The organism is Terrimonas ginsenosidimutans (assembly GCF_022012415.1).
GTDB classification, from domain to species: Bacteria; Bacteroidota; Bacteroidia; order Chitinophagales; family Chitinophagaceae; genus Terrimonas_A; species Terrimonas_A ginsenosidimutans.
The window spans coordinates 288,497-307,191 of record NZ_JAKLTR010000005.1; the positions used below are offsets into that span (position 1 = coordinate 288,497).

Annotated in this window: 9 protein-coding genes; 5 read left to right on the forward strand and 4 right to left on the reverse strand. The window is 46.6% G+C overall.

The annotated features are described in order from the left end of the window. Positions 1-45 precede the first annotated feature (45 nt). From LZZ85_RS10210 to cydB, 5 genes are all read left to right on the forward strand, one after another. Positions 46-1,536, forward strand: coding sequence for an aminotransferase-like domain-containing protein (locus LZZ85_RS10210; RefSeq protein WP_237871282.1), 1,491 nt, complete (start codon positions 46-48; stop codon positions 1,534-1,536). 147 nt (positions 1,537-1,683) lie between these two features. Then, a complete protein-coding gene (locus LZZ85_RS10215) occupies positions 1,684-2,733 on the forward strand; it encodes a right-handed parallel beta-helix repeat-containing protein (protein WP_237871284.1) in 1,050 nt (349 codons plus the stop codon). Between the two features lie 101 nt (positions 2,734-2,834). After that, complete coding sequence (locus LZZ85_RS10220; RefSeq protein ID WP_237871286.1) at positions 2,835-8,735, forward strand: CARDB domain-containing protein; 5,901 nt, start codon at positions 2,835-2,837, stop codon at positions 8,733-8,735. A 198-nt stretch (positions 8,736-8,933) separates the two neighbouring features. Beyond that, complete coding sequence (locus LZZ85_RS10225) at positions 8,934-10,316, forward strand: cytochrome ubiquinol oxidase subunit I (protein ID WP_237871288.1); 1,383 nt, start codon at positions 8,934-8,936, stop codon at positions 10,314-10,316. Between the two features lie 23 nt (positions 10,317-10,339). Beyond that, positions 10,340-11,374, forward strand: coding sequence for a cytochrome d ubiquinol oxidase subunit II (gene cydB / locus LZZ85_RS10230; RefSeq protein WP_237871290.1), 1,035 nt, complete (start codon positions 10,340-10,342; stop codon positions 11,372-11,374). A gap of 444 nt (positions 11,375-11,818) precedes the next feature. On the opposite strand, the gene LZZ85_RS10235 is transcribed toward cydB, so the two are convergent. From LZZ85_RS10235 to LZZ85_RS10250, 4 genes are all read right to left on the reverse strand, one after another. Next, entirely contained in the window at positions 11,819-15,517 is a 3,699-nt protein-coding gene (locus LZZ85_RS10235; RefSeq protein ID WP_237871292.1) for a T9SS type A sorting domain-containing protein, read from the reverse strand. Positions 15,518-15,875: 358 nt separating this feature from the next. Continuing rightward, positions 15,876-16,334, reverse strand: a complete 459-nt coding sequence (locus LZZ85_RS10240) for a DUF983 domain-containing protein (RefSeq protein WP_237871294.1) — start codon at positions 16,332-16,334, stop codon at positions 15,876-15,878. 94 nt (positions 16,335-16,428) lie between these two features. After that, on the reverse strand, positions 16,429-17,229 hold the full coding sequence (locus LZZ85_RS10245; RefSeq protein WP_237871296.1) for a sulfite exporter TauE/SafE family protein: 801 nt from the start codon (positions 17,227-17,229) through the stop codon (positions 16,429-16,431). 13 nt (positions 17,230-17,242) lie between these two features. Then, the gene (locus LZZ85_RS10250) at positions 17,243-18,547 is read right to left on the reverse strand and encodes a UDP-N-acetylmuramoyl-tripeptide--D-alanyl-D-alanine ligase (protein ID WP_237871298.1); all 1,305 of its coding nucleotides are present in this window, start codon (positions 18,545-18,547) and stop codon (positions 17,243-17,245) included. Between the last annotated feature and the right edge of the window lie 148 nt (positions 18,548-18,695).

The window sequence follows — 18,695 nt, forward strand, 5'->3', positions numbered from 1 at the left end:
ATGTATTATACTATTGGATTACCTTTGTAGTCCAATTATTAAACAATGAGTAGTCCAATTTTAGCCCTTATCCTGTCCGGTTTAAAGCGCAGTAGCGGCAATGATCGTGCTGTTTATCTACAGCTTGCGGACAATATCCTGGTGCTGATCAGAAATGGTCGTCTAAGTAGCGGGCAACGGCTGCCGCCAACTCGGGAACTGGCGGGCTATCTTCAGTTGAATCGTGTGACTGTCTCAAAAGCGTATGAGGAGTTGCAGATGCAGGGCTGGTTGGAGAGCTTTACAGGAAAAGGGACATTTGTGACCGCGCATCTTCCCGGGAATAATTTGAAATTGCAGCATAAGTCAACGGTTGGAACTGCATTAAAGAAAGCTGGTTTTCCGATAGCGGAAAAAGATTATCTGGATAAAAAGATCACGCTGGTAGATTGCCCGCTTCACCTGGACGATGGCTTCCCGGATGTAAAGCTTGCTCCACTGAAAGAATTGTACAGAAGTTACCGCGCACAGTTAAGCAGAGGAAGTCTGTACTCAAGGTTTGGCGCATACAGTTCTCCGTTTGGGTCCCTATACTATCGCGAAGCGTTGTCAAAGTATCTTAATGAAACAAGAGGAATGAAGACGACAGGGGCAAATGTCCTGTCTGTCAACGGTACCGTTATGGGGTTGAATCTTGTTTGCAGTGCATTGATCAATCCGGGGGATATCGTTGTATCTGGTATACCCGGTTGGGGACGTGCGGAAAAGAACTTCCTTCATGCGGGAGCGAAACATATCGGGATCCCGGTTGATGAAAATGGAATCGTCGTTGACGCATTGGAAAAGATCTGCCGTAAGAAGAAGGTCAGACTGGTTTATGTAACAGCGCATCATCATTATCCAACCACCGTATCGCTGAAGATCGACAGAAGGTTGAAATTACTTGCGCTGGCGAAAGAGTACGGATTTGTCATCCTGGAAGATGACTATGATTTTGATTTTCATTATGCGCATAAGCCGCTGCTTCCGCTTGCCGCAACGGATGATCACGGAATGGTGATCTATTGCGGGTCATTCAGTAAAAGTTTTTCACCTGCTTTCCGGATGGGATACCTGGTGGCGGCGGAAAATGTAATAGAGCATCTCGGGCGGGTGCGAATGCTGATCGACAGACAGGGAGATCATATCCTTGATAATGCAATGGGCGACCTGTTGAAGGATGGTACGATCCAGCGTTATCTTAGAAAAGCGATCGCTGTTTATCGCGGGAGACGCGATGCGTTTTGCCAATCCCTCCATGACCATTTAAGTGACGTTGTAAAGTTTAGCATTCCTGAGGGAGGAATGTCTGTGTGGGTGCAGTTTGCAAAGAAGATCGACCTGGAGAGGCTTTCCTTGTTGGCACGTGAACGGGGATTGTTCATTTCTGATGGCAAAGCTTTCAAATATTCCGCATTTGATAAAAACGCGCTTAGACTTGGTTTCGCATCTTCGACGCCGGAGGAGTTGGAGGAAAGCATACGCATTTTAAGCCGGATTATTCGTTCAAAGCGTTGATCGATAATTCTTACAGAAGATTTTCGGGAAACAAAAAGAAGCAGAATATCACGAAAAGATATAGAACATAGTTTTTAAATATACTGTTTTCAGGGGATGCGGCAGTGTTGTATTGTCAGATACTTTTATTGCCTAAACCAAAACAGTATGAAATATCTAAGCTTCCTTCTCGCCCTTGTCTTCATCACTTCAACTGCTGATGCAAGAATCTGGAGGATCAACAATAACATTGGGATCAACGCTGATTTTACCACCTTTCATGAAGCTGTCAATTCCAGTAGTGTTGTAGCTGGCGATACATTGTATTTTGAACCAAGCACGACAGACTACCAGACCAACTCGATCTCCGTTTCCAAACGCCTGGTGATGATCGGACCTGGATATTTCCTCGACCCTTCGAATACATTTTCCCCGGGAAACCCAAATTTACAGGTTGCTACAGCCGACGTGCGTCTGGGTTTCTTCAGAATCGACGCAGGCGGTGAAGGTTCAAAGATCCTCGGTTTGTCGATAGTGGGCGGTGTATACCTTAATGCAACGGCTGATATTGTATTTGAAAGAAACATTTTTGGAGGATATGTGCATTTCGAAGCCGGAACTGTTAATAATGTCACGTTCCGCAAGAATTTCTTTTACGGAAACGCAGTTGGTAATTCGTCTTCCGTTACCATAACAAATTTTGTTTGTGAGAATAATATTTTCTACAACAATGGACATATTTCCCTCGACAGACTTTCCGGTACGGGCAATATTTTCCGGAACAATAGTGCCCTGAACGGTGGGAATGGTTTTGTGCTGGTGAACACTTACATCGCCAATAATATCTTCGGTACTTACGGTGCGTCTGTGCTCACAAATTCAACGGTGAAGAATAATTTCTTCCAGATGAATCAGCCTCTCTCGGGCACTGCAACCAACAATGTGGTCAGCCAGGATATGACGGCTGTTTTTGTAGCCGGAACAACCGGTAGTTTTGATTCACGTCTCGCGCTGAAAGCAGGTTCCCCGGCAATCGGTGCTGGTCTTACCGTTGGTTCAGTTGTATCCCCCAACTGTGGTGCTTATGGTGGCCCCGACCCCTACAAACTCTCAGGGATCCCGAATATTCCCACGATCTATACACTAACAGTACCGACGTCAATTCCATCCGGTACCGCCACAATGAATGTGACATTCAGTACGAGAAACAATAACTAAGGTTCAGCCTTCTGAGCGGCAGCAGGTATCCGTGCAGTAAATAGCTGCCGGAATACTTGTGTGCATTTGTCATTCGCATTCATTCGCGTAAATCTTCAGTGATGAAATATCTATACATACTTCTTCTGCTAACCTGTTCCGTTGGGGTGTTGCAGGCGCAGGACCCGGCGTATCCATCAGCACCTGCTGCGGTATTACAGATCACGGCTGCGGAATATTTTATTGATTCCGACCCGGGATCAGGCAACGCAACGGTAATACCTTTAACGCCCGGTGTTAATATCAATAACCTTGCGGCTTCTATCAATATATCGGGGCTTGCCAATGGCCTGCATCGTTTGTATATCCGGACCCGCAGTGCGGAAGGTAAATGGAGTATTACATCCGTAAAAGATTTTCTTTACGATGCTGATGTTGTTTATCATGCAGCTCCTCCGGCCGCACAGAACATTATTGCGGCCGAATATTTCATTGACACCGATCCCGGAAACGGGAATGGTACAGCCATTGCAATTGCCCCGGGAGTCTCTATGGCTGACGTTCCGGTAGCAGTAAATACAGGATCATTGACAACAGGTGTACATCGCCTGTATATACGCGTTAAGAATGCGGAAGGCTCATGGAGCTTAACAAGCGTGAAAGACTTCGTAGTTGATTTTGATTTCAACTATCCTTCGCCTCCCCCGGCTGCGCAGAACCTTACTGCCGCAGAATATTTTATTGATACAGATCCGGGTTTTGGTAATGGTACACAGATCGCCATTACTCCTGGTACGGATATCGCCAGTCAAACGACTGCGATCAATACTGCATCGCTGGCCTTAGGCACCCATCGGCTGTATATCCGGCTCCGGAATAATGAAGGCAGCTGGTCGCTGGTAAGCGTAAAAGAATTTATAGTAGACAGTGAAGTAGCTTATCCCGTCGCTCCGCCTGCTGCGCAAAACGTCATCGCCGCAGAATATTTTATCAATACAGATCCCGGAGCCGGCAATGGAACTGCTATTGCATTAACGGCGGGTACGGACGTGCAGAATATTCCGGTTGCTGTAAATACGGCTGGTTTGTCCGCAGGAACACATCATTTGTTTATCCGGACGCGCAACCAGGAGGGACGCTGGAGTATCACTCAACACGCATCTTTTGTAACCAGTCTGATCACCTTATCGGAAGATACGATACTGTTTAGCAACACGCCGGTCAATATTGCTAACGTAAAGCAACTGGTAATAAAAAATGAAAGCAATACTATCCAGACCATAACCGGGATCGCGGTGGCTTCTCCATTTACTACAGATGGTGCTGGAACCGTGACCATCCCTGCGGGCGGGTCGGATACGATCAACGTGATCTTCACTCCAACCGCCGCGCAGTTATATGAAGAGACCATGACCCTCCAAACTTCTGCAGGAAACTTTGAGGTGTTACTGTCCGGAGCCGGTATTTCACAGGCATTATCCTGGAGCATAGATCCTGCCACAGGACATGATTATGGTGCCGTAGCAACGGGTACATCTTCCGTATATAATTTCACGATCCGGAATACAGGCAACGTTCCCGTCATTCTTTCATCCGTTACAAGCAATGATGCCGCCTTTGTACCGGTATTTACTCCCGGCACCAGCATTGCGTCCAATGCAGGCATCACATTGCCGGTAACATTTACGCCAACGGCTGTTGCTTCTTATACAGCGCAATTGAAGATCAATTCCTCAACAACAGGGCTCGATTCCGTTACGGCATCATTGAGTGGAACCGGATATACTCCCGGCGCTCCTCCTGTACTGCGTTTCCCTTCCGCACCTCCTTATCATTCTGTCAGCGGCGTGAACGCTGAAGCGGGCCAAACCGGATTGTATACATACAAGATCGTTTACCGGTCGGCAAACAACCGTGCGCCGGGCGCTGGCTTCCCTAAAGTTGGAATTGACAGAAATGGAGATGGCGACTTCAATGATCTGGATGAAGGGCAGTTCCAGATGAGCAAAGAGGGAAACAACACGGATTATATAACCGGCGTTACGTATGCCTATACAGTGGAGCACGCTCAATATACCAGCACGCTTGGCTACCGCTTCTTCGCAAATGATGATCTGGGCAATGCTGCCACGACCGTCGACGTCGCCTATAAGGCCGGGCCAGTCATCACCTATCAACTGCTCGATCTTAAGATCTTTGCAAATGATATTTCGTTCAGTGCCGCTAATCCTTTGCCCGGCGATGTATTCACTCTGTCTGCAAATATCACTAACAGCTCTGCGTATACTGCAACGAATGTTCCGGTGAAATTTTACAGGGATACGATCCTGTTCGATAGTGCGGTTATTCCGGTTGTTGCTCCATTCAGCAGGACAACCATTACCAAGGCGATAAGCTTTGCAACGGATGGTTTTTATCCGGTAAAGGTATGGATCGATAGTGCGCGTACGCTTAGCGAGTCAAATGTCCTGAACAACTATGCGATCAGGCCGATCGTGGTAGGAACGGTAACGCTTCCGGGAGGCATTAATGTCAATGGGCTTTCGGCTACAGTGCAGAAATGTCCGTTGAGGGTGGTGATAACCGGCAGGGCTGATTACTACGGTATAGCAAATCCTACCCCAGTGGCTGGTGCGGAAGTGAAGATCAATACAGGGTCGCAGATCTATACAACAACGACGAATGCGGATGGTACGTTCAGCTACCTGTTGAATAATCCGGCATGCGGTGGTACGCTTTCTTTCCAGGCAACAGTGACCGACTTTACATTTACCAGTCAGCCGCGATCCGGAAATGTTGCCGTTGCATGTCCCGGTGCAAATGACTGTGTACCTGTGGTACAACCAGGCATCAATGTGACTTCAGCGTTCAGCTCACAACCCTGTGCGCAAACGGTTGGCAGCACAGGTGGCGTAAACGTGGTGGTTACTTATCGCCCAAGAAACCTGGCTAACTTCTGGTGCAACTGGGATCAGATCCTGAAAGACACGGTGAAGATCTATCACAATGGTGTACTTATTCAAACATACACCAGTGCTGATGGCACAACGAGTCCGGGTGCTGTTAAAACCTTCCCGGTAAACATTACACTCAATGCAAGCGGTCCGAATGTGATCGAAGCAAGACAGACCTATATCTATAATGAGTTCTACGAGATCCCTGGTGCATTCTATAAAGGGTTGATGATCCCGATGTCTGGTCAGGGAACCACTACATTGATGGCCGAACCGAAACTGCCTGATCTGACGATACAGGATTTCCGCCAGACCAGCTTCAGAACATTCGTATACAGGAATGCGAATATCGCCTGCGAAGACGCGGGGCAGCATACCGTTCGGGTATACGATTCTATCCCGGGATCCGGATCATGGATATTGCTCAAAGAGGACATCGTTGCTTCTCTTGGCGCACTGGATTCCCGCAGCTTCGGCTTCGACGGATCGGCACTGGCATTCGGAGAGCATTTTATTAAGATCATTACCGATGAAGAAACCGCCATTGCTGAAAAAAGCGAAAGCAATAACCAGTTCGTTACTTCGATCTTTATACCCCGCCCGGATCTTACTGTCGGCGTGATCAAACCGGATATCTCCAACGCGGGCATCGGCTCCCAGGTGAAATTCACTGCGAATATTAAGAATTCAGGAACGCAGGCCGGGACATTCCGGGTAATATTCATGGCAAACGGAACACCTGTCGGAAGTAAGATCGTGGTGCCGGGTGTAGGCGAGAGAGATTCGATTCCGGTTACATCCGATGCGTATACCGTTACAACGCTGGATAAGGATTGTCCGGTAGTGATCAATGTTATGGCGGATGTTGACGGACAGGTCACTGAATCTGCTGAGAACAATAATGCATCATCTGTGTTGTTTGGTGCTGATATCGTTCCGCTGATGCTGCCAGGCGAAGTTGGGTCTGCATCGAACCCGATCGTTGTGCGCGTAAGCTCCCCGAAAACTTTCTATCCATTGATCAGGAACACCGGCACAAGGGATGTAACGGGTATTGATCTGAAATTTGTGTATAACGGGACAACGATCGGCAGGGATAGTATTGGTCTTCTTAAAGCGGGCCAGGCATTCTTCGCTCCTGCCTCATTTACTCAGTCCTTTACAAACCCGGGAAATTATGTAGTGCAGGTGATTGCAGATACAGCAAATGCTGTTTGTGAGATCAGTGAATCAAACAATGAAGGCACCTATCATATCAAAGTGGTCGATAGCAACCCTGACCTTGAAGTTTTATCACAGTATATTTCACCGGGCAGTCTGAATCCGCAACCCGGTCAGTCGGTTACACTGGTCGGTACTGTAAGGAATGCTGGGCTTAAACCAACTCCGGGAAGTGTACTCCGCTTTATGGTAGATGAAGTTCAGTTAGGTGATGATGTGAATGTAAATGCGTTATTACCTGGACAGGACACAACGGTTGCAGCTACTGCCACATACTCCTCCGTTTTCCCCGGCGTGAAATTGATGAAGATCGTCGTTGATCCCGCACAGACAGTGACCGAGGAACGGGAAGATAATAATGAAGCAACGCGCACACTTATCGTTGGTGACGCCCCTGATCTCGCTAAAAAGCCGCTGAATGCGATCCGTTTTGAGTCAGGGTTCAGGGCAGGTGACAGTGTGCTGATACATTATGCCATCATCAACAATGGTTCACTTGAAGGAAAGGCCTGGGTCCGATTTATGGTGCTTGATCAGTTAAATGGAGTGATCGGAATGGACAGTGTCCGGTTCTCACTGGGAAAAGGCCGCGATACCGTGATCAGTAAAATGATGAAGGTAGACGTGAACAGGGGAAGCATCATTGCCCGCATCGTGAACTGTGAGCCGATCGAATATGATCTTACCAATAATACCGACACGCTTGCCTTCAGCAATGTGGTGATGCTTACCCGAAACCTGACAGTAAATGGCGATCTCGATATGAAGAAAGGCATTACGGAAGAATTGCCGGAATGGATCGGAGGTAAGCTGATCCTGGGAGATTTTGATCTTGAAGTGAATGGTGTGGTAGTGAATTTTGACAGCACACATTTCGTGATCACTGACGGACTGGGCCGCTTACGCCTTGCAAATAATAATACGGTCAATGTATTCCCTGTCGGACCTTCGGAATTCAGCAGCAACTTTGCGAAGCTGACCAATACCGGTACTTCGGATCATTTCAGTATGCGCGTTGTTCCATTTGTTTTGTTGAACGGCACAACCGGCGATACCGTAAGAACCGGTAACGTGAACCGCACCTGGCTGATCAACGAAGCTGTAACCGGGGGCAGCGACGTAACGCTGGAACTATTCTGGTATCAACCCGATGAGCAGCCTGGTTTTGCACCGATGACATCACGGCTTGGGCATTATGTATCGAACGCATGGTTGCCTGGAGCAATGGGGTCTCCATCGCAGGATTCAGCAGGAAGATTCAGTCGCTTCCACAATGGCTATAATGGATTCTCGCCATTTATTGTGACCAGTGGAACCGGTGTTGCCCTTCCGGTTGAACTGCTCTCTTTTGAAGCTGTTCTGCAGGGAGACAGATCATTGCTGAAATGGAAAACAAGCGATGAAGTGAATAGCAGCCACTTTGAGATCCAGCATAGCCTGAATGGCCGGCAGTTCAGCGAGGTCGGTCGTTTGTCAACCCATAATACGGTTGGTGTCTTCAGCTATCAGTTTGTACATCAAATGCCGCAGTCAGGAACCAACTACTATCGCCTGAAAATGGTCGATATCGATGGAAGTTTCACCTATTCGCCGGTAAGAGAACTGGTGGTCAGCGCATCTACTGTGTTGCAAGTGTATCCTAACCCCGCCAAACATGTTGTTACGGTCAAAGGAATTCAACCAAATGGAATCGTCCAGCTGGTATCACTTGATGGCAAAATGGTGAAGCAATTAAATACGTCCGATACCATGATGAGTATAAACCTGGATGATCTTCCGGCCGGTGCCTATGTACTTATTTACCGGAATAATGGACTGTATCAACAGATCAAACTTATCAGGGAGTAAATTTAATACAACCGGCGCTGGTTGACAGTTCGAACCGGCCCGGTTATTTTTATAAGACAAACAAACTTATTTTTTTGTGCAGTTATTTGCTTCCGTCTTATCTTTGCGGAACGTATGAGCAACGACTTCTATCATATCATCAAATAATAAAAAAGGCGAACAATTTGTTCGCTTTTTTTATGTCAAAAAATAACGGTTATGGATGTTGAAATTCTGTCCCGTATCCAATTCGCTTTTACTATTTCTTTCCATTACATCTATCCGCCATTGAGTATTGGGTTAGGGCTTGCGTTGGTGATCATGGAGGGAAGGTACCTGAGAACGGGTAATCCTGTGTATGAGAAGATGACCCGTTTCTGGATCAGGATCTTTGCATTGATCTTTGGAATTGGCGTGGCAACGGGTATCATTATGGAATTCGAGTTTGGTACGAACTGGGCGGTTTATTCAAAGTACGTCGGAGATATTTTCGGAAGCGCATTAGCTGCAGAAGGCATATTTGCGTTTGCACTGGAGAGCGGATTTCTGGGGATACTTTTGTTTGGCTGGAACAGGGTGGGACCGAAGGTGCATTTCTTTTCAACGGTGATGGTATTTCTTGGATCGATGTTCAGTGCCGTATGGATCGTTGTAGCAAATAGCTGGCAGCAAACACCGACGGGCTATCATATAGTTGGAGATGGCATGAATGCAAGGGCCGAGATCACTGATTTCTGGGCGATGGTGTTCAACCCTTCGAGTGTTGACCGCCTTACGCATACATGGCTGGGCGCATTTCTGGCGGGTTCATTCCTTGTGCTTAGTGTGAATGCTTATTACATATTGAAGAAGAAACATCTGGAGATCGCGAAGCCCGCTTTCAAGATCGCCTTATCAATTGCACTGGTAAGCTCTCTTTGCCAGTTATTGTCTGGGCACAGCAGTGCGGATGGTGTTGCCAAATATCAGCCTGCAAAGCTGGCGGCCATGGAAGGACATTTTGATAGCAGTGGTGCTGCAAGTATGTACCTGTTTGGGTGGGTGGATAAGAAAGAACAGAAAACAACAGGGTTGGCGATACCCGGTGGATTATCGTTCCTTGTTCACCAGGATTTCAAAGCTCCTGTTACAGGATTGAATGCGTTTAAACCGGAAGACAGGCCTGGCCAGGTGAATGCCGTGTTTCAGTTTTATCATATCATGATCGCAATAGGAATGGCGCTGATCGCACTTACGGTATATGCATCATGGCTTTGGTGGAAGGGAAAGCTATTTGATAAGCGATGGCTGATGCTGGTTTTCGCGTGGGCTGTTCTGCTTCCGCAAATTGGTAACCAGGTGGGGTGGTTTACCGCTGAGATGGGACGTCAGCCATGGATCGTATATGGTCTGCTCAGAACATCCGATGGCCTGTCCAAGAATGTAAAGGCTGAACAGGTGATGTTTTCCCTGATACTCTTCACGCTGGTCTATTCCACATTGTTTGTTTTGTTTCTCTATTTATTGAATAAGAAAATAAAACATGGACCGGTGGATTACAATACTCCGGAGCATATAGATGAATCGAGTAAACGGGACAACCCGATCTTGCAGCATGATTAATCAATACGTATATTAATATTTGTATGGAAACATTTTTAGGGTTAGACTATAATGTTTGGTGGTTCCTTGTTTTTGGGGGAGTCATTTCTGGATACGCTATTCTGGACGGATTTGATTTAGGCGCCGGCGCGTTGCATTTGTTCCTGAAGAAAGAGCAAAGCAGAAGGATCGCTTTGAATGCGATCGGTCCGATCTGGGATGGTAATGAAGTATGGCTGGTGATCGGAGGAGGAGCGTTGTTCGCAGGTTTTCCTGTAGCCTATGCTGCTATCTTTTCAGCATTCTATATCCCCTTTTTTATATTCCTGATCGGATTGATCTGGCGGGCGGTTGCTATTGAGTTCAGAAGTAAAGAGCCGGGAAAGATCTGGCGGCTTACCTGGGACTTTGTGTATTCATTTGCCTGTATCGTCATTGCGCTGTCCCTTGGTTTGATGCTTGGAAATGTTGCGCTGGGTCTTCCGCTTAATCCGGAAAAAGAATTTACCGGTAACTGGCTGAGTTTCTTCAATCCTTTTTCCATACTTGTTGCCATTACAACACTCGCGCTTTTTATGATGCATGGAGCGATCTACCTGGCGATGAAAACGGAGAATCGCTTATATACAAAGCTGACGATACTGGCGAAGAAGTTTACGGTCTTTTTCGTGGTGAGCTTTGTGATCACTACCGTGTATACATTGTTGTATGTTCCGCATCTGAGCGACCGCGTAAGGTCTAATCCGCCTTTCTTTGTTTTTCCATTGATCATGATGCTTGCTATTGCGAATATACCCAGGCTGTTGAATAAAGGAAAATACCGTCATGCTTTTGCGAGCTCCTGTATCACGATCGCATCTTTGCTGATACTTGTGGCAATTGAAGTATTTCCTAATCTTTTGTATGCCACAAACAATGCAGCGAACAGTATCACGATCCATAATGCAGCTTCGTCTCCGAAAACGATGAAAATATTACTGACGATCGCGGTGATAGGGACGCCGCTTGTTGCTATTTATACCAGCTTTGTTTTCTGGACATTTAAGGGGAAGGTGAAGCTTGATGAAATGAGCTATTAATACGAATGGGCGCAAATGGACGCGAATGAGCGCGAATGGGTCGTTTACCAGGCGGGGAGTATCGGAGATTTAAGACATTTGTCAGGTTCTGGCATTCAGAGCGACCCCGGCTCTGCCTTCCGAAAGCAGCATCACATTTTTCTTTTTATATGACCGAATAATTTCTTGATAGTCTGATGGCGTAGGGGAACGCGGCGGCGATACGCGACGTACGCGGCGAATACAAAGTCTGCCATGGTTGTTTTCGCTGCGTACGTCGCGTATCGCCGCGTCCGCCGCGGTCCCCTACGCCATTCAAATACTTATGGGTACACGGTAGCCTGAAAGGGAGATTTAGAGGGGCCCTACGCCCCCAACTTTACCAAAGCGCCAAAAAACAAAGGACACCTCCCGGTGCCCTTCGTCGATTTGTATTTGTCTTTATTTATCCTGAGAAAGTTGAGTCTATTCGAATACCAGTTTTTGGGTAAATACTTCGCCGCCCTCCAGGTTCTCTACTTTGATCAGATAGAATCCCGGAGACATATGCGGAGTTCGTGCAATGCGGAACAGGCCCGAGCGAATGCGGCTCGTCGTCTGCTGATGAATGATCTGCCCGCTGAGATTATACAGCTTGATATTGTATGCGGCGTCCGACTTAGCGCTGATGCTGACAGACAGCTCCTGTTTTACAGGATTTGGGGCCGCTGTTATAAACACCGCATCGTGCGTGATCTCCACGAGTTTGCTATAGGAATGTCTTCCATCTTCACTGATCACTTTTAACCGGTATCTCAGTTTACCGCCCGGAGCATTCACGTCGGTATAATTATACTGGTGTGCACCAGGAGCGTTTGTTGCGCGGACAGTACCGATGTATTCAAAACCTGCATGGCCGATACTACGCTCTACCTGGTACTCTCTCACTTTATCTTCCTGCTCCACTTTCCAGTTCAGCTGTACATCGTTCCCCGCTAATCTACCGGTGAACCCCGTCATCTTCACAGGGAGCAGAATACTGCAATCGCCTTTCAGATTGAAATAGGAAAGCCGCTGAAGACAACCATTGTTTACAGATGTTTTACAAACATAAATACCGGTGTCGCTGGGCAGGAGATAAGGAATGCTGTATATCTGGTTCGTTGTGACCAGCGTACTGTCAGTTGATGTTGCCTTTTTCTTGAAATACCAGGTATAGGTGGCATTGGGAACGGTGTCTACAGCCAGTTTTACTGCGTTGGAATAACAATCTACGTTATCGATATGAATGGTCAATTGCCCTAATGGAAGAACACTCACGTCATTCAGTGTACCGTTTCCGCAGGCATCAACGGCTCTCATACGCACAAGGGAATAAGGGGTATTGGTCAGAATGTCAAATACGCTGGTTGATTGTATCATGGACAGGATCCCGGAAGGGTTACTGCCGATGATCTCATAGTTGAAGGGTGATACACCACCTGCCGCAACGGCGCTTACGCTGAAGTTGTTGTTGTCACACTGATATGCCGCGGAGTTCTTAAGATCCGGGAATTTGTATGCTGCAACAGTTAACGTATCATACACTTTTCTTGCGCAGGCAGATACATCATATTCCAGGACGTAAGTAGCAGGTGTTAGTTCAAGGAAAATATATCTTGCGAGGTTTGCTCCAAGAGGGAGGGTCAGTGTAGGCGAAATTGAAACATTGGATGTATTCCGCTTGATGATCTTTGGAGAGTTAAAGCCAATATTTGAATTGAGATCAACCGTGATATCTCCTGAGCCGTTACCTGACAGCGCGCTTGGGCATTTTGTTTGGACAGTGTTTGTTCTGTTGAACAAACTTGTTTTTGGCGTTACCGCCAGTGTATCGTTTTTTCCGCAATTGGAACTAACGGCCACACGATATTGCATGCCTGCAGGAAGTGCGGGCAATCCGGTGAACGTATAGGCTGCTGTACTTGTGATATTTTGCGAAGCAATCGTTGAGTTCAGCGGGTTAAGAACTTTAACGGTGAAGGGAAACTGACCGGTTGTAAAGGTCACTTTCACATCCGTTGACCCGATCGTGCATGATTCAATTGCCTGTAATGAAAATGCGGTCAATGCTGTTTGTTCCGAAAAAGTGCGAACGATCGTATCAAGGCAACTCGAAGTGATGACCACTTTATAGCTTCCATAAGGAAGGTTATTGAAGGTCGGGTTTGCGTTGGTACTTGTTCCCACCAGGACATTGGCAGAATTGTACAGTTCGAATTTTGGACCGATGAAGTTTGAACTGGTAAGACCTGCGCTGAACGTGTAACAATTCTTGTTACTTATGTTAATGGTATTACCTACAGTGGCAACATTTCTTGTTACGCTGAAGGTTTTTTTAACTGTTGTATTCGGGCAGTCAGTCGTAGTACTTGTGGTTACCACATTAATATAGTAATTACCATAGGGGACATTGTCAAAAGTGCCATTGTCATTGCAAGCGATCAATACGTTTGCAGAGGTATACAGGCAATAATTCGGGTCTGGTATGTATGTTACCGAAGGGATCCTGACGGTAAAGGTAGCGCAGGTCCTGTTTGTAATCGACGGATTTCCGGCCGTTGGCGTGGGCTTTGAACGGTTAAAGCAATGCTGGATCGTTGTGTCATAGCATGGGCTGGAAGATCTGATCCGGATACAATATTGAATGCCATAGGCCAAACCAGGAAAACTTCCGTCCGGCGAACAGGAGATCAGTACATTATTCTGATAAAGGCAATAGGTCGCGTTATATAAATACTGTGCAGAGGTGATGGCGGCGGTATAGTTGGTACAGTTTACATTCGTTAAGGTCGGAGCAGCAACAACAGGCTTCGGCTGATTGATCGTAAAACAACGGTTGATCGTTGTGTCATAACAAGGTGTTGTCGATACTATGCGCATGCAGTATGACCCATATGCAAGGCCTGTGAATGTGCCGGTCGCATTGGTTCCAACCAGGGCATTAGCGCTGTTGTACAGATTATAAGTTGCGTTGAACAGGTTTGTCTGTCCACCTATCCTTACGTTGAACGTGCTGCACTGCGAGTTGGACGTATCTACGTTTGCATTGACTGAAGGGACAGGGCGTTTCTGTGTAAAGCAACGCGTGATCAGGGTATCGTAACAATTATCTCTGACTTCTATACAGTAGGAGCCGTAAGGAACAGCGGTAAATTCACCTGAAGTGTTCGTCCGGATGACGGTAGAGCCCTGCTTCAGGTATGCGACCGCAGAGGCGGAGAAATTTTGAGGATTGGTCACTTTCACATCAAACGAACTGCAACCGCTATTGCTGGTCGTAACGTTTGCATCGATAGAAGGCGCAGGATTTTTCCAGGTCACGTTCTTTACAATGCCGCACCGGTCTTTCACCACGATGTTGATACTGCGTATGGGTGTGCGGGTGTAATTAAATGCAGCTGTTGTATTCCAGGTCGTATCGCCCGGAGAGTTTACAACCCCATAGCGGAAACCGCTGAATGCAGTACTTGCCTGGTTAGTATTGCCTTTGTTATCAGTCAGCAGCATTGATATGTACACGGTGTTACAATTCACACTCGTAACAGTATGGCTCGTTATATACCAGTTATAGTCCTGTATCGCAACTGTTCGTGTTTGAATACCTCCGCAGGAATCAAGTAACTGAATGTAGTAGTCGCCTGCCGGAAGTGTATTGAACGCTCCTGAAGCATTACTTGTTCCAACGCCTGAAGGCGAGGGAGAAATGATCCTGTAGGTGAAGGGACTTCTTCCGTTTTGAAGATCGAAGGCGGTGATCGTTCCGTCAGTGGAATTGATACAGCTCAGATCTGTTTTTTGCAACTGAAATCTTGGATCGCTGTATGATCCGGATACGACAAGGTTCTCTTTTACCAGCGTACAACCAGACTCCATATCTTTTACCTGCACTGTATAGGTGCCGGGAGCAAGACCAGTGATCGTGGATGTAGAGGTAATCGGCAGGGACACCGGAGCAAGGATCTTATAGCTGTAGTTACCAGAACCACCAGAAGGAGTGATAGTGATGGACCCCGTACTTGCGCAGCGGGATTCTTTCGTGGAATACGTTGCACTGAATCCTGAACAGTCTGTCGTTACGGGTTGCGCAAAGGAGAACTGAGTCAGGATCAACTGGCTGAATGCAACAGTAATTAATTGCTTCATCTTGTTTTCTAAGGATTGGATTAGGACAAATACGCTACTAAACTATATGGAATCTACGTGTATCACAAGGCCTAAAGCAAAAAAGAAAAGTGCTTATCCGGGCATCGTCACCAATGGTTTGTAAACAATGCGTTTAAATATGTAATTCTATTATTTCCGGGGAAAATGTGTGGTAAAATCCCGCAACCGGCAGTACGGTTTTCAGTATTTTCTGCAATTATGAAACACCCCGTATCATGCATAAAAGACAAAGATACCCGTATGAAACCAGGAGGGAAGTCAGGCAGAAGCCCTAACAGGAACAAGTGTTAGCGAAAAAATTCGATAGTAATTGGAGTATATTGGCGTGAATCAGCCATTACCAATTTCCTCCATGATCAGCATTAAGTCTTTCAGAAGCGTCTTCCGGTTTGTTTGTTTTCCAATCCGGATCATATTTAACAAACCACGAGATCCACAGGCTTCGGCTTAAACGCATAAGCCAGGGCTGAAGACAGATCAGCAGCGCCGCATTGATACCCATCCAGTAAAAAAATCGGTTGTCATTGACCGAAAGACCGATCAGCACCCACCAGGCAACAAGGCTGGCCACGCTGATCGCAACCGTCAATGCATAGCTGACATAGCTCGTGCCATAATAAAAGCCAACTTCGATCTCTGTAGGCTGACCACATTGCGGACAGGTTGGATTCATTGCCATATTCCTGCCGGGCTTGATGCTGACGGGATATTTGAAAAGTTTACCCTGCCTGCATCTCGGGCAGCGGCATCCAAGTGAAGAAGAAAGATAACCCCGGCTGGCTTTGTTTTCTGGCATTATAAGGAAGGTGATTTTCGCAAAGGTAAGCTAAGTGTTGAAAGAGGGGGAAGAGAAAAATAGCACGATTATAAAAGAAGGCTCCCGCAGCAGTCTAAAACCGGAAAACTTCTTTGAGAATTATATAAACACCCATCACCAATACAAACCAGCCGAATCCCTTTTTGAGGGAATTGCCTGGTATTTTTTCAGCGAACTTACTGCCGAGGAACAGGCCCGCGATGGCAAGTACGCTAAATGACAGGAGCAGGGACCAGTCATATTGAAACTGTTTTAAACTGAACAGAAATCCAAACAATGAGTTGATAGCAATGATCAGCAAAGAAGTACCTACTGCCGTTTTCATCGGTAAACGAAGAAAGATCACGAGACTTGGGATGATCAGGAATCCGCCGCCTGCGCCGAGCAGGCCGGTGATCATACCAACACCAAGGCCCAACAGCACAAGTGGCAGCGCCTGGTATTTATTGTCCTGCAGCGATGCCGCCAGTGCATCCCTTTTATTACTGAAGATCATGGACAATGATGCGGCAAGCATGAGGATTGCAAACACGACCATCAGGAACATCGGCTTGTACACCTGGATATTCCCAATAGAAAATAGACGATCCGGCAATTCCGGAAGAATATAATGACGTGCTATAAAGATCGAAAAGATAGAAGGTATACCAAACTCTGTAACGGCTTTGAAGTTCACCTGTTTTTTCCCATACGCTCTTAATCCACCGATCAGGCTGGTAGAGCCAACGATGAATAAGGAACTTGTTGTAGCCAGCATTGGATTTACTGACATCAGGTATACCAATACGGGAACTGTAAGAATGGATCCGCCACTTCCTACCATGCCAAGCGATACGCCGATCAGAACGGCAGCGAGATATCCAAGAATTTCCATCAGACGATATTTATCAGGAAAGTATTTTTTCCATTTGCATACTCCGGCTGCCTTTGATCAGAAAGTGTGTTTGCTCAAACTGTTGTTGCTGCCACCAATGCCGGGCTTGTTCCGCATTTTCAAAGCGAAGGAACGGATGTTGTATTTTCATAAAATCGCCTCCAACCAATGCGACGGCCTGCCACTGGTGTTGCGCAATAAGATCCACTATAGATATATGTTCCTGCAGGCTTTCGTCACCTAATTCCGCCATCGCACCCAGCATCAGGACTTTATTGTCTGCCTGCAATCTTGCAAAGTTCTCGATCGCAAGACGCATGCTGCTTGGGTTTGCATTATATGCGTCAAGAATGATCTTGTTAGATCCGCGTTCTACCAATTGCGAGCGACTGTTGGACGGCGTATAGCCTTCAATTGCTTTTTTTATGGTAGCATCAGGTACTTTAAAAAGTTTTCCAGCCGTCACAGCCGCAAGCACATTCGGCAGATTGTAGTCGCCAACAAGCTGTGTGGTGATCAGTTTTTCATTGATCCCCTGTTCAATGGACACCTGCAGGAACGGATCACTTTGATGAATGTTCCCGATCACATGTGCATCGCCATGCGTTCCATATTTGATAATGCCACTGATGCCTTTGCTCATTTCCCGGAGATAGTCGTAATCCCAGTTCACCAGTGCAAATCCGTGTGGTTGCGTGCGGAGGTAATCAAATAACTCGCCTTTGCCTTTTTTCACACCTTCCACGCCGCCAAATCCTTCCAGATGTGCTTTGCCGGCGTTGTTGATCAATCCATGTGTAGGTTGTGCATATTCGCAATAACCCGCAATTTCCTTTTGGTGATTGGCGCCCATTTCTATCACGGCAATTTCCGCGTCCATTTTTATTTTAAGGATCGTCAGCGGGATGCCGATATGATTATTGAGATTGCCTTCTGTTGTATATGTTTTGTAGGTGGACGAAAGCACTGCATGTATCAGTTCTTTGGTTGTTGTTTTTCCATTACTGCCAGTAATGGCGATAAATGGGACACTACGGCCATCGGGAAGATTATTGAACTGTTCACGATGATGTTTTGCAAGTTGTTGCAGTGCGGTCAATACATCTGGCACCAGTACTGTTCTTCCTTCGATCTCAAACTCTTTTTCGTCAATCACAGCGTAGGCCGCGCCGGCTTCCAGTGCTTTCGCGGCAAAGGCATTGCCGTTGAAGTTTTCTCCTTTGAGTGCGAAAAAGATATCACCGGATCTAAGTTTCCGGGTATCTGTTTGAACCAAGGGGTGTTGCTGGTATAGTTGGTAGAGTTGTTTGATGGACATGAAGCAAAGTAAGTCAAAATTCAAAAGTAAAAATTAAAAATATCATCTATGATGGAATGAAGAGTTGCTCTGTTTTAGCGCCTCATATTTTTACTTTTTAATTTTTAATTCAAAAGAAAAGCCCTCCGGATCGCGGAGGGCTTTTCTT